11 protein-coding genes and 1 pseudogene are annotated in these 12,400 nt (G+C 73.2%); 4 read left to right on the forward strand and 8 right to left on the reverse strand.

Annotated features, from left to right (window positions below):
- On the forward strand, positions 1–994 hold a 994-nt coding region (locus EEJ42_RS20620), incomplete at its 5' end, for an NsdA family TPR-like regulatory protein (RefSeq protein WP_484422009.1).
- 20 nt (positions 995–1,014) lie between these two features.
- Here the strand turns inward: EEJ42_RS20620 and EEJ42_RS20625 are convergent.
- Entirely contained in the window at positions 1,015–1,779 is a 765-nt protein-coding gene (locus EEJ42_RS20625) for an ArsR/SmtB family transcription factor (RefSeq protein ID WP_123101657.1), read from the reverse strand.
- Between the two features lie 80 nt (positions 1,780–1,859).
- Complete coding sequence (locus EEJ42_RS20630; RefSeq protein ID WP_123101659.1) at positions 1,860–2,621, reverse strand: nucleotidyltransferase domain-containing protein; 762 nt, start codon at positions 2,619–2,621, stop codon at positions 1,860–1,862.
- 233 nt (positions 2,622–2,854) lie between these two features.
- On the opposite strand from EEJ42_RS20630, the gene EEJ42_RS20635 reads away from it, so the two are divergent.
- Positions 2,855–3,034, forward strand: coding sequence for a hypothetical protein (locus EEJ42_RS20635; RefSeq protein ID WP_123101661.1), 180 nt, complete (start codon positions 2,855–2,857; stop codon positions 3,032–3,034).
- Positions 3,035–3,117: 83 nt separating this feature from the next.
- Here the strand turns inward: EEJ42_RS20635 and EEJ42_RS20640 are convergent.
- Positions 3,118–4,510: pseudogene (locus EEJ42_RS20640) on the reverse strand (NAD(P)/FAD-dependent oxidoreductase).
- Between the two features lie 184 nt (positions 4,511–4,694).
- A complete protein-coding gene (locus tag EEJ42_RS20645; protein WP_123101663.1) occupies positions 4,695–5,594 on the reverse strand; it encodes a TIGR01777 family oxidoreductase in 900 nt (299 codons plus the stop codon).
- 68 nt (positions 5,595–5,662) lie between these two features.
- Here EEJ42_RS20645 and EEJ42_RS20650 point away from each other — a divergent pair, with 68 nt between their 5' ends.
- Positions 5,663–6,199 carry a GNAT family N-acetyltransferase gene (locus EEJ42_RS20650; protein ID WP_123101665.1) on the forward strand — a complete coding sequence of 179 codons (537 nt, stop codon included), beginning with the start codon at positions 5,663–5,665 and terminating at the stop codon, positions 6,197–6,199.
- A gap of 64 nt (positions 6,200–6,263) precedes the next feature.
- Here EEJ42_RS20650 and EEJ42_RS20655 read toward each other — a convergent pair whose 3' ends face one another.
- On the reverse strand, positions 6,264–6,782 hold the full coding sequence (locus tag EEJ42_RS20655; protein ID WP_123101667.1) for a DUF4240 domain-containing protein: 519 nt from the start codon (positions 6,780–6,782) through the stop codon (positions 6,264–6,266).
- A gap of 152 nt (positions 6,783–6,934) precedes the next feature.
- On the opposite strand from EEJ42_RS20655, the gene EEJ42_RS20660 reads away from it, so the two are divergent.
- Positions 6,935–7,858 carry an SDR family oxidoreductase gene (locus EEJ42_RS20660; RefSeq protein WP_123101669.1) on the forward strand — a complete coding sequence of 308 codons (924 nt, stop codon included), beginning with the start codon at positions 6,935–6,937 and terminating at the stop codon, positions 7,856–7,858.
- Here the strand turns inward: EEJ42_RS20660 and EEJ42_RS20665 are convergent, their stop codons facing one another.
- From EEJ42_RS20665 to EEJ42_RS20675, 3 genes are all read right to left on the reverse strand, one after another.
- Positions 7,859–8,839 carry a helix-turn-helix transcriptional regulator gene (locus tag EEJ42_RS20665; RefSeq protein ID WP_123101671.1) on the reverse strand — a complete coding sequence of 327 codons (981 nt, stop codon included), beginning with the start codon at positions 8,837–8,839 and terminating at the stop codon, positions 7,859–7,861.
- A gap of 36 nt (positions 8,840–8,875) precedes the next feature.
- Positions 8,876–11,551, reverse strand: coding sequence for a pyruvate dehydrogenase (acetyl-transferring), homodimeric type (aceE, locus tag EEJ42_RS20670; RefSeq protein WP_123101673.1), 2,676 nt, complete (start codon positions 11,549–11,551; stop codon positions 8,876–8,878).
- Positions 11,552–11,644: 93 nt separating this feature from the next.
- Positions 11,645–12,268 (reverse strand): GntR family transcriptional regulator, encoded by a 624-nt coding sequence (locus EEJ42_RS20675; RefSeq protein WP_123101675.1) that lies wholly within the window; start codon positions 12,266–12,268, stop codon positions 11,645–11,647.
- Positions 12,269–12,400 lie beyond the last annotated feature (132 nt).

Genomic DNA, 12,400 nt, shown 5'->3' on the forward strand with positions numbered 1-12,400 from the left:
CGTCGACCGGGCGATGGGCCAGGGCGGCTCCGCCGGGCGGGCGCCGCTGCCCCGGCAGCGGCAGGCGGACCGGGTCCAGCGCGGGCCCGGCCACCGGGTGACCCCGGGCGACATCGCGGCGCTGCGCTCGGTCAGCGAGCTGTTCCGGACGCTGGACCAGACGTACGGCGGCGGCCACGCCCGGCAGGCCCTGGTGCGCTACCTGGAGCACGAGGGCGAGCCGATGCTGCGCGGCACGTACGGCGAGACGACGGGGCGGCGGCTGTTCGGCGCCGTCGCGGACCTGACCCGGCTGGCCGGGTGGACGTCGTACGACATCGCCGCGCACGGCCTGGCCCAGCGGTATTTCGTCCAGGCGCTGCGGCTCGCGCAGGCCGCCGGGGACCGGCCGTACGGCAGCTATGTGCTGGTGACCATGAGCCGCCAGGCCGTCTATCTGGGCCACGGCCGGGAGGCCGTCCAGCTCGCCAGGGTGGCCCAGCAGGGCGTGGGCGGCGGCGCCCCGCCGGTGCTCCAGTCCCTGCTGCACGCGGTCGAGGCGCGCGGGCACGCGGTGCTGGGCGAGGTGCGGGCCTGCACCGCCTCGCTCGCCCGCGCCGAGCGGGCGCTGGAGACGTCGCGGCCGGGCGACGACGTGCCGTACTGGGCGCGGAGCTTCGACGAGGCGCAGCTGGCCGACGAGTTCGGCCACAGCCACCGGGACCTCCAGCAGTACCGGGCCGCCGCCCAGCACGCGGAGCGCTCCCTGCGGCTGCGCGGCGCCGCGTTCGCCCGCAGCCGCCTCTTCAGCCGGGTGGTGCTGGCCACGGCCCGGCTGGGCCTCGGCGAGCTGGAGCAGGCGTGCGCGCTGGGCGCGGAGGCGGCGCAGCAGGCGTCCGAGATGCGGTCGGCGCGGGCGCTGGACTACGTACGCGACTTCGAGCGCCGCCTGGAGCCGTACCGCGACGCGGCCCCGGTCCGCGGCTACCGCGAACGGGTCGCGGCGCTGGGCTAGGTCCGCACCCTCGCGTGGGGTCAGCCCGCGGCGACGCCGAAGGTGTCGGCCAGGCCCGCCGTGCCCTTCTCCGTCACATCGATCGCCCGGCGCCGCGTTCCCCGGCGGATCCAGTCCAGTTCGAAGAGCCGGTCGGTGATCGCGGCGCCCAGGGCGCCCGCCAGGTGGTGGCGCTGTTCGGTCCAGTCCACGCAGTAGCGGATCAGGGGGCGGCGGCCGTGGAGCTGGTCCGCGTTCACGCCGAACGCGGCCAGCTCGGCCCGTCCCCGGTCGGTCAGCCGGTACGGGGTGTCGTTGCCGGGGGCGGACAGCCGGTCGCGTTCGGCCGTCTCCGGGTGGTGGCGTCCGTCGCCGCCGGTCAGCACGCCGCGTTCCAGCAGGGCGCCCATCAGCGCCACGCCCAGGCCGCCCGCGACGTGGTCGTAGCAGGTGCGGGCCCGGCGCAGGGCGTTGGCGTGGGAGGACGCCCGCAGCGACGTGACCGGCAGCGGCGGCGCGATCCTGGCCAGCGCCTCGATGGCCTCACCGACGGCGGGGCCGGTCAGCCGGTAGTAGCGGTGCCGCCCCTGCCGTTCGACGCGTACGACACCGGCCCCCAGCAGCTTCGCCAGGTGCCCGCTCACCGTGGAGGCGCTCACCCCCGCCTCCGTGGCCAGCACGCTCGCGGGCAGTGCCCGCCCCTCCGCCAGCGCCAGCAGGATCCGGGCGCGGGAGGCGTCCGCGAGGGCGGTGGCGGCGCGGGCGATGTCCGCGTCGCGTGCGGGAGAGGCGGGGGAGGCGGCCATGGGTTCAGCCTAGGCCGCGGTCGCTTCGGCGCCCGGCGAAGTGTGGGCGCCCGAGGCCGTATGGCTGTGTTCGGGGCCGCTCAGGACGCCGCCCCGAACACCTCCTCCGCCTCGGCGACCGCCCGCGCCAGAACCTCGGGCTCGGGCCGCAGCCCGGCCGTGATCGCGTCGAGGCGGTCCAGGCCCGCCCGCCGCAGGAGCCGCTTTTCGTTGGTGACCCACTCGCCGCGCGCCGCCAGCACCGCGTGGCCGGTCTGCATGGCGGCGGTGGCCAGCGCGCCCGCGACCTCGGTGGCCTGGCCGCGCCGGGCGTACGAGCCCCCTGCGTACGCCAGCGTCAGGGCGGCCCGCTCGCGCCAGAACGGGGGAGCCGCAGCGCGCAGCGCCTCCGGGTACCCGGGGTGGGGCAGGGTGCCGCGGAGCACCTGGTTGACGGCGAGTTCGGCGACGACCAGATAGCTGGGGATGCCCGCGAGGTGGAACATGAGCGGTTCCCAGTGGAAGCGGCCCTGCCGGGCCTCGGCGAGTTCGTGGTCGACGACGCCGAGGTCGCGGTAGTGGACGTCGACGTGGCGGCCGTCGACGGTGAGCCAGGCGCCCCCGTTGAAGACGCCCCCGCCCCAGGCGCCGACCTCGGAGACCTCGCCCTCCCAGCCGACCGCGCGGCACACCGCGCGCAGCTCGGCCGGGTCGAAGCCGCCCCGGTAGTAGAGGGCCAGGTCCCAGTCGCTGTCCGGGGCGTGGGTCGCTTGAGCGCGCGAGCCGCCGAGGGTGACGGCGTGCACGCCCGGCAGGGCGGCGAGCCGGTCGGCGACGTGGTCGAGAAAGGTGTCGTCGGTCATGAGGTGACGGCTCTTCACGGGCGTATAAAACAGAGGCCGGTGGCGCCCTGTCAATGTCATTTATTCATCGAGTGCGGACCGCTCGGGCGGGCCTTACATCGAAGGATGTACATCGTTCCGGTACCTGGGAAGGAAATGCCTGTACACCTGTCATATCTCGCTGCCATGGCCTGGGTTGAGGGATATACGGTTCTCGTGTTCCCTCCGCAGAGCTGAGGAATGGTGATGAGGACATGGGCTTGGCAATCGGCATGATCTCGGTGGGGATCGGCTCCGTCGTCATGAACGCCAAGGGGAAGGATTACGTCTTCCTGGCGTGGGCCGCGGATTTTCAGCCGGCGCTGGGAATTCTGCTGGCCGGGGCAGGCTGTCTGCTCGGTGTGGCACAGGGGATAAAGGCGCTCAAGAAGTGAGGCGCGAGCACCGTGGCCATGCCGGAATCCTGGCCCGCGGGAATTGCCCTACGCTCCCGATCGCGTCATCGGCGCGGGCGGTATCAGGCCGCCGCCGCGGGGACCGCCGGGGTGTCGGAGCCGGGGGTGGCGCCGAAGTCCTGGAGCACCGCGCGGGCGGCGCGGCGGCCGGAGACGAGGGCGCCCTGCACGGTGCTGGCGTCGCGGTGGTCGCCGCATACGTACAGCCCGGACAGCAGCCGCACCGGGCGCCGCAGGTCGTGCGGAGCGGGCATGGCGGGTACGGCGTGCGGGTCGTGGTGGGCGGCCAGCAGCTCCCAGTCGGTGGTGGAGGTGCCGTAGACGGTGGCGAGCTGGGCCCTGGCCTGCCGGTCGAGTTCGGCGGTCGGCAGGCCCGCGGCGGCGCCCAGCACGGTGGAGGTGATGAGCACCCGGCCGCCCGGCGCGCGTGAGGGGTCGACCTCGCTCGCGACCGTGGTGTGGGCGACGGGGCCCTGGCCACCCGCCGCGAGGATCAGCGCGGGTTCGCGCAGGGGCGGCTGGTCGGCGGTGTGGTGCAGCACGGTGACCGGGTGGAAGGCGGGCAGCCGCAGCCCGGGGAGGAGTTCGGCGGCGTCGTGCGCCCCGGTGGCCACCAGCACCGCCCGGCAGCGGAACTCGCCGTGTCCGGCGGTGGTGACGGTGGTGGTGGCGGCCGAGGTGGCCCGTACGCCGGTGCGGACGGTCCCCGGCGGCAGCGTGGCGGCCAGCAGTTCGGGNTACGCCGGTGCGGACGGTCCCCGGCGGCAGCGTGGCGGCCAGCAGTTCGGGGACGGTGGCGGCGCCGCCCGCCGGAAGGCACAGCCGGCCGCGGGCGTAGCCGCGCAGCACCAGGTCGGCGCAGCGGCTGGACGTGTTCAGGCCCGGGTCGCTCAGCAGCGAGACGAGGAGCGGGCGCAGCACGCTCTCGACGGTACGAGCGGGAAGGCCCCGCCCCGCCAGGGTCTCGTGGACCGGCCGGTCGGGGCGGGCGAGGAGGCGGTCCGCGGGCAGGGCGGCGAGCCTGCCGAGCGCGGCACCGAGTCGGGCCTGATCGAGTCCGCCGCCCAGGGGCGCGCGGGCAGCGCTCGCGAGAGCGCGCGCCGTGGTGAGTGCGCCCCTTGTGCTCCGGGAGCCGCTCCGGGAGCCGCGGGGGGTGCCGATCCGCTGCGTACGGCCGTCGCCGTGCACCAGCACCCCCTGGGAGAAGGGGCGCAGGGCGAGGGTGTCGAGTCCCGGGGTGTGCCGCAGCTCGGGGAACGAGGTGTTCACCAGCTGCCCGGTGCGGTCCAGCCGGAAGCCGTCGACGGTATCGGTGGTCATGCGGCCGCCGACCCGGGGCGCGGCCTCCAGGACGGTGACCTCCATCCCCGCGCCGGTCAGCAACTGGGCGGCGGCCAGCCCCGCGAGTCCGGCTCCCACGATGACGACGTCCGTGCGGTGCGCGCTGGTGAGCACGTTCCCTCCCCGGGGTCGGGATGGAGCGGATCGGAACGGTCACGACGGTAAGGGCAAAAACGGTCGATGACAGACGCGCATCGACCGAGCACGGGCGCACAACGGTCGCACGCCGATCGGGTTCGGCCGTTCCGTTTCGTGGCGTCCCGTTCCCCTACGACCTGTCCCGTTCCCCTGCGACCCGTCAGCGCCGTCCGCCCACGGCCGCCTTCAGGGCCTCCTCGACATGCGGGTAGGTGAAGGAGAAGCCGGAGTCCAGCAGCTTGCGGGGGAGGGCCCGGACGCTGCCGAGGATGTCGGTGGACATCTCGCCCAGGGCGATCCGCAGCGCCGGGGCGGGCACATGGAGGAGCGTGGGGCGGCGCAGCACCCGGCCCATGGCCTCGGTGATCTCACGGTTGGTCACGGGGGAGGGGGCGGTGAGGTTGACGGGGCCGCTGAGGTCCGCCGTGTCCAGGATGTGGCGCAGCGCGGCGATGTGGTCGTGCAGGGCGATGAAGCTCCAGTACTGCCGGCCGCTGCCCATCCGGCCCCCGAGGCCCGCCTTGAACAGCGGGAAGAGCCGCCCCCACGCGCCGCCCTCGGGCGCGATCACCAGACCGCTGCGGATGAACACCGTGCGCACGTCCGCCTCCTGCGCCGCGGCGGTCGCCTCCTCCCAGTCCTGGCACAGGTCCGGGAGGAAACCGTGCCCAGGGGGCGCGCTCTCATCGACCGCGCGCTCCCCCGTGTCCCCGTAGAACCCCACCGCGCTTCCGCTGACCAGCACCCGCGGCGGGGTGTCCAGGGAGGCCACGGCCTCGGCGATGGCGGCCGTGCCCAGCACCCGGCTGTCCCGCAGCTCCTTCTTGTACGCATCGGTCCAGCGGTGCTCGCCGATGCCCGCGCCCGCGAGGTGGACGACGGCCTCACACCCCGTCAGCCCGGCGGTGTCGACCCACTGCCGGTGCGGATCCCACTCGACTTCCGCCTCCTCGCGGGGAGTTCGCCGCACCAGCCGCACGACCTGGTGGCCGTCCCGGCGCAGGGAGTGGACGAGGGCCGTCCCGATGAGCCCGGTGGAACCGGTGACCGCGATGCGCATGGTCCCATCCTGCCCCCGATCATCCGGGGGATGTCGGACGTCGAAGGGCGCGTGGCAGAGTGACCAGCATGTCCGAGCCCTCTGCCCCGCCCCAGCCGTCCGCGGTGCCCGCGCCGCTGATCCGCCGCGCCGTGCTCGACGACGAACAGGAGCTGGTCGCTCTGGAGCGCCGCACCTGGTCGACGCTGCACTCCGTACTGCCGGCCCCGGAGCCGCCGTACGACGCCTTCTTCACCCACCGCAACCGCCCCGTCCACAACATGGTGGCCGAGCTGGACGGGCGCCCCGTCGGCTTCGTGCGGCTCGTCCCGCCGACGCAGCTGGCCAGCAACGCGCACGTCCGCCAGATACAGGGGCTCGCCGTGGACCCGCGGGTGCGCGGCCGGGGCGTGGCGCGGGCGCTGCTGCACGCGGCGTACGAGGAGGCACTGCGGCAGGGCGCGAGCCGGATCACCCTGCGGGTGCTCGGCCACAACCTCCCGGCGCGGCGGCTGTACGAGTCGGAGGGGTTCGTGGTGGAGGGCGTTCTGCGCGGGGAGTTCCTGCTGGACGGCGCGTACGTGGACGACGTGCTGATGGGCCGCCCCCTCACCGACGGCGCCTGAGGTCAGTCGCGTCACCGACGGCGCCGCCTGACGTCAGTCGCGTCACCGACGGCGCTGCCTCAGGTCAGTCGCGGAAGCGTTCCCACAGCCGGGGGTACCGCGCCGCAAGCGCCTCGTCGTCCTCCAGGTCGATCGTCGCGCCGACCGGCTCGTCCGGCCGCTCGGGGAGCCCCAGGTCCGGCAGCACCGCGCCGGTGAGCTGCTCGTACGCCTCGTCCGCGGCGAACCCCAGGTCCTCACAGTCGCCGTCCACCTGATCGTCGAAGTCCTCCAGCAGCTCGGCCAGCGCGTCCGGGTCGTGCAGCGCGCCCTCGAAGACGTCCCGGCCCTGGCCGATCAGCCAGTAGCGGAACGCCTCGAAGGCGTCGTCGCTGACGCCGCCCAGCAGCACCCAGGCGGCGCCCCACAGATCCCAGCGGTACGCCCGGTTGGCGCGGGCCTCGAAGTGCCGGGCGAAGTCCAGCACGGAGTCCGGGTCGAGCTGTGACAGCTGCTCGACGAGCAGGTCGGACTGGTCCTCGGGGTCGCCCTCGGCAGCCTCCCGAGCGCTGTCGACCAGCCCCCAGAACTCCGTCTCGTCCATCATCACGGGACCAGCATCGGCCCTCGCGCCCACCCCCGCACGCGGAGCGACCCAGATGCGGCCCTCTTGTTATATGCGACAGGAGGTGTCGGGTTTCCTTGCGATCGTCGAACGCGTCACTGAGGACGGCTCCACGGAGAGGACATACATACGTGAGCACACAGGGCGCACTGGCAGGCAAGGTCGCACTCGTCGCGGGCGCCACGCGCGGCGCGGGCCGGGCCATGGCCGTCGAGCTGGGCGCGGCGGGCGCCACCGTCTACGCGACGGGACGCACCACCCGGGACCGGGTCAGCGAGGTCGGGCGGCCGACGGAGACCATCGAGGAGACCGCGGAGCTGGTCACGGCCGCGGGCGGCACCGGCATCGCGGTGCCCACCGACCACCTGGAGCGGGAGCAGGTACGGGCGCTGATCGAGCGCATCGACCGTGAGCAGGGGCGGCTGGACGTCCTGGTCAACGACGTCTGGGGCGGCGAGCACCTGATCGTGTTCGGCAACAAGAAGTCCTGGGAGGGCGACCTGGAGGGGGGCCTGCGGATGCTCCGGCTCGGCGTCGAGACCCACCTGATCACCAGCTACTACGCGCTCCCGCTGCTGATCCGGAACCCGGGCGGCCTGGTGATCGAGGTGACCGACGGCAACGCGGAATTCAACAAGACCTACCGGGAGAACCTCTTCTACGACCTCGCCAAGAACGCCCCCATCCGCACCGCCTTCGGGCTCGCGGAGGAGCTGAAGGAGTTCGACGGCACCGCGGTGTGCGTCTCCCCGGGCTTCCTGCGCTCCGAGCAGATGCTGGACCACTTCGGGGTGACCGAGGAGAACTGGCGGGACGCGGTCGAGCAGGAGCAGCACTTCGCCATCGCCGAGACGCCGCGCTTCGTCGGGCGCGCGGTCGCCGCGCTCGCCGCCGACCCGGACCGGGCGCGCTGGAACGGAAAGTCCGTGTTCAGCGGGGACCTGGCCAAGGTCTACGGCTTCACCGACCTCGACGGCTCCCGGCCGGACGCCTTCGGGTACTTCCGTGACGTCGTCTTCGGCGGCAAGGAGGGCACGGCCGCCGATTACCGGTAGCTACGGGTAGAGGTCCGCCATCCGCCGTGCCGCCGCCGCGAACCGCTCCCGCAGTTCCGGTGGCGCCAGCACCTCCGCCTCCGGGCCGAGGGCGAGGAGCTGGGCGTACGCGACGTCGGCGGACTCCACCGGCAGCGTCACGGTGATCCGCCCCTCGCTGTCCGGCTCCCCGGCGGACCGTACGGCCTCCTCGCCCGCCGTACGGTCCGTGACGTACGGCAGTGCGCGGGCGCCCTCCGGGGTGAGGCGCACGGTGACCTCCTCGCGGAGGATCGAGCGCGCGAACTGCGCCGCCCGCTCCTCCCAGAAGGCGGGCAGGTCGAACGTCTCGACGCGCCGGAACCGGTCCTCGCCGGGCGCGGGCCCGACCGTGGCGAGACGGTCCACCCGGTAGACCCGAAAATCGCCCTGGGGGCCGTCTGCGCGGGCCGCGAGGTACCAGACGCCCGCCTTGAGGACGAGCCCGTACGGCTCCAGCTCCCGCTCCACCTCCGTGTCCCGGCGGCGGTAGCGGACCGCGAGCCGCCGGTCGTCCCACACCGCGTCGGCGACGTCCGGCAGCAGCGAGGGCGTCTGCGGCTCCTGCCACCACCCCGGGGCGTCGAGGTGGAAGCGCTGCGCCACCGTGTGGGAGGCGTCGCGCAGCTCGGGCAGGAGCGCGGCGGAGACCTTCAGCCGGGCGGCGGAGGCGGCGTCGGCGAGCCCCATCTCGCGCAGCGCGGACGGCACGCCGGACAGGAACAGCGCCTCGGCCTCGGTGCGGCCGAGGCCGGTCAGCCGGGTGCGGTAGCCGCCGATGAGCCGGTAGCCACCGGCCCGGCCACGGTCCGCGTACACCGGGACCCCGGCCTCGGAGAGCGCGGCGGCGTCACGCGTCACCGTGCGCTCCGAAACCTCCAGCTCACGCGCCAGCTCGGCCCCCGTCATCGAGGGCCGAGCCTGGAGCAGAAGGACCATCTTGATCAGCCGCGCGGCACGCACCGCCCCATCATGCCGTGACGGGGCGGCGCCGCGGGGTCAGATGCCGTAGCGCTCGGCGGCCTCCTTGGGGGCCGTGCTCTTGACCGCGCCCTGCTTGGCGAGCCGGGCCAGCGCGGTGACCACGATCGAGTGGACGTCCACGCCGAAGTGGCGGCGGGCCGCCTCGCGGGTGTCGGAGAGACCGAAGCCGTCGGTGCCGAGCGAGTACCAGTCCTGCTCGACCCACTGGCTGATCTGGTCCGGTACCGCACGCATCCAGTCGCTGACCGCGAGGACCGGGCCCGGTGCGCCTGCCAGGGCACGGGTGACGTACGGGACCCGGTCTTCGCCGTTGAGCTGCGCCGCGTCACAGGACAGGGCATCGCGGCGCAGCTCGCTCCAGGAGGTGGCGGACCACACGTCGGCGGCCACGCCCCAGTCGTCGGCGAGCAGTTTCTGGGCCTCCAGCACCCAGTGGATGGCGGTGCCGGAGGCGAGGAGCTGGATCCGGGGGGCGTCGGCGGCGGGCGCCTCGGCCTCCTGGAAGCGGTAGAGGCCCTTGACGATGCCTTCCTCGACGCCGTCGTGCTGCGGCATCGGGGGCTGCACCTTGGTCTCGTTGTAGACCGTGAGGTAGTAGAAGACGTCCTCGGCCTGCGGGCCGTACATCCGCCGCAGCCCGTCCCGCACGATCACGCCGACCTCGTACGCGAACGCCGGGTCGTAGGCGAGCGCCGCCGGGTTGGTGGAGGCGATCAGGTGCGAGTGGCCGTCGGCGTGCTGGAGGCCCTCACCGGTCATGGTGGTGCGGCCCGCGGTGGCGCCGATCAGGAAGCCGCGGCCGAGCTGGTCGGCGAGCGCCCACATCTGGTCGGCGGTGCGCTGCCAGCCGAACATCGAGTAGAAGATGTAGAAGGGGATCGTCGGCTCGCCGTGCGTCGCGTACGACGTGGCGGCGGCGGTGAAGTCGGCCATCGAACCGGCCTCGGTGATCCCCTCGTTGAGGATCTGACCGTTCTCGGCTTCCTTGTAGTACAGGAGCTGATCGCGGTCGACCGGGTCGTAGGTCTGGCCGAGCGGGGAGTAGATCCCGGCGGTCGGGAAGAGCGACTCCATGCCGAAGGTGCGGGCCTCGTCGGGCACGATCGGCACCCAGCGGTGGCCGGTCTCCTTGTCCCGCATCAGGTCCTTGACCAGGCGCACGAAGGCCATGGTCGTGGCGATCTCCTGGCTGCCGGAGCCCTTGGCCAGGGTCTCGAACGGCTTGGCCGCGGGCTCGGGCAGGGCCACCGGGTGGACCTTGCGGGCCGGGGCGGGGCCGCCGAGCTCGGCGCGGCGCTCCTGGAGGTAGCGGACCTCGGGGGAGTCCGGGCCGGGGTGGGCGTACGGAACGAGGCTGTCGTCGAGCTTGCTGTCCGGGATGGGCAGCTCCAGGAGGTCGCGCATGGCGCGGAACTCCTTGCCGGTCAGCTTCTTCATCTGGTGGTTCGCGTTGCGCGACTCGAAGGTGGGGCCGAGCGTGTACCCCTTGACGGTCTGCGCGAGGACGACCGTCGGGGCGCCCTTGTGCTCCACGGCCGCGCGGTAGGCCGCGTACACCTTGCGCGGCTCGTGGCCCGCGCGGGAGGTGTGGAAACACTCGGCCAGCTTGGCGTCGGACAGCGACTTCGCCAGCTCCGCGAGGGCCGGGTCGGCGCCGAAGAAGTGCTCGCGGATGTAGGCGGCGTCGCGGGTCGCGTACGTCTGGAACTGGCCGTCGGGGACCTCGCGCAGGCGGCGTGCCAGCGCACCGGAGGCGTCCCGGGCGAACAGCTCGTCCCAGGCGGAGCCCCACAGCGACTTGACGACGTTCCACCCGGCGGCGCGGAACTGGGCCTCCAGCTCCTGCACGATCTTGAAGTTGGCGCGCACCGGGCCGTCGAGGCGCTGGAGGTTGCAGTTGATGACGAACGTGAGGTTGTCCAGGCCCTCGCGCCCGGCCAGCGCCAGGGCGGCGGTCGACTCCGGCTCGTCCATCTCGCCGTCGCCGAGGAAGGCCCATACGTGGGAGTTCGCGGTGTCCTTGATGCCGCGGGCGGCCAGGTAGCGGTTGAAGCGGGCCTGGTAGATCGCGGAGATCGGGCCGATGCCCATCGAGACGGTGGGGAACTCCCACAGCCACGGCATCCGGCGCGGGTGCGGATACGAGGGCAGGCCGTCGCCGCCCGCCTCACGGCGGAAGTGGTCCAGGTGCTCCTCGGTCAGCCGGCCGTCGAGGAAGGCGCGGGCGTAGATGCCGGGGGAGGCGTGGCCCTGGATGTAGAGCTGGTCGCCGCTGCCGTCGGCCTCCTTGCCGCGGAAGAAGTGCTGGAAGCCCGTCTCGTAGAGCCAGGCGGCGGAGGCGAAGGTGGCGATGTGGCCGCCGAGGCCGTCCGCGCTGCCGCGGGTGACCATCGCCGCCGCGTTCCACCGGTTCCAGGCGGTGATCCGGCGCTCCATGGCCTCGTCACCGGGGAACGCGGGCTCCGCGGCGGTCGGGATGGTGTTGACGTAGTCCGACTCCAGCAGCGGCGGCAGCGACAGCCCGGTGTCCTCGGCGCGCTCCAGGGTGCGGCGCATCAGGTACGAGGCGCGGTGCGGTCCGGCGGCCTGGGTGACGGCAGCGAGCGAGGCGCCCCACTCGGCGGTCTCCTCGGGGTCCCGGTCGGGGAACTGGTCGAGCGCACTCGGCTGCGTGCTTGCGAGATCGGTCATGCGGTCGACTGTAAGTTCTGATCGATGATCGATCAAAGTAGGTGAAGGGAAAAACTTGTCCGTAGGCCGAAATTGGCATTCCGTGCCGTGAAATCAGGCACGCGGTGCACAGCCGAGCACATGGGCCTTGACCAGTTCGCCCACCCGCGGATCCCGTCGCCGGAACGCGTCCACCACCGCCTCGTGCTCCTCGGCGTACGACTGCTGAACGGTGCCCAGCCAGCGGATCGACAGCGTCGTCCAGATCTCGATGCCCAGCGACTCCCAGGTGTGCAGCAGCACGCTGTTGCCCGACGCCCGCACCAGCTCCCGGTGGAAGGCCACGGTGTGCCGCACCTGGGCCTCGCCGTCGGCCCTGCGGTCCGCCTCGTACAGCGCCCGCACCTCGGGCTCCAGCGCCGAGGTGTCCTCGGCCAGCCGGGGCGCCGCCAGCTCCGCGGCGATCTGCTCCAGACCGGCCCGCACCGGATAGATCTCCTCCAGGTCGGACGCGGTCAGATTCCGCACCCGGACGCCCTTGTTCGGAGCCGACTCGATCAGCCGCAGCGTCTCCAGCTCGCGCAGCGCCTCCCGTACGGGCGTCTGGCTCACCTCCAGCTCCGTCGCGATGCGCCGCTCCACGATGCGCTCGCCCGGCTTCCACCGCCCGCTGACGATGCCCTCCACGATGTGCTCGCGGATCTGCTCGCGCAGCGAGTGGACGACGGGCGGGATCATAGGGAGCGCTCCTTCGGAACCAGCGGTGAACGGAAGTCATTATCCAGGCAGCGGAAGCATCGCGGTCCGGAGCCGGAAGGACACGAACCGCACAGACTCGAAAAAGGGCCGCGCCCCGCACGGAAGCCCGTG

Origin of the sequence: Streptomyces botrytidirepellens, from assembly GCF_003721215.1 — a bacterium.
GTDB lineage: Bacteria > Actinomycetota > Actinomycetes > Streptomycetales > Streptomycetaceae > Streptomyces > Streptomyces himastatinicus.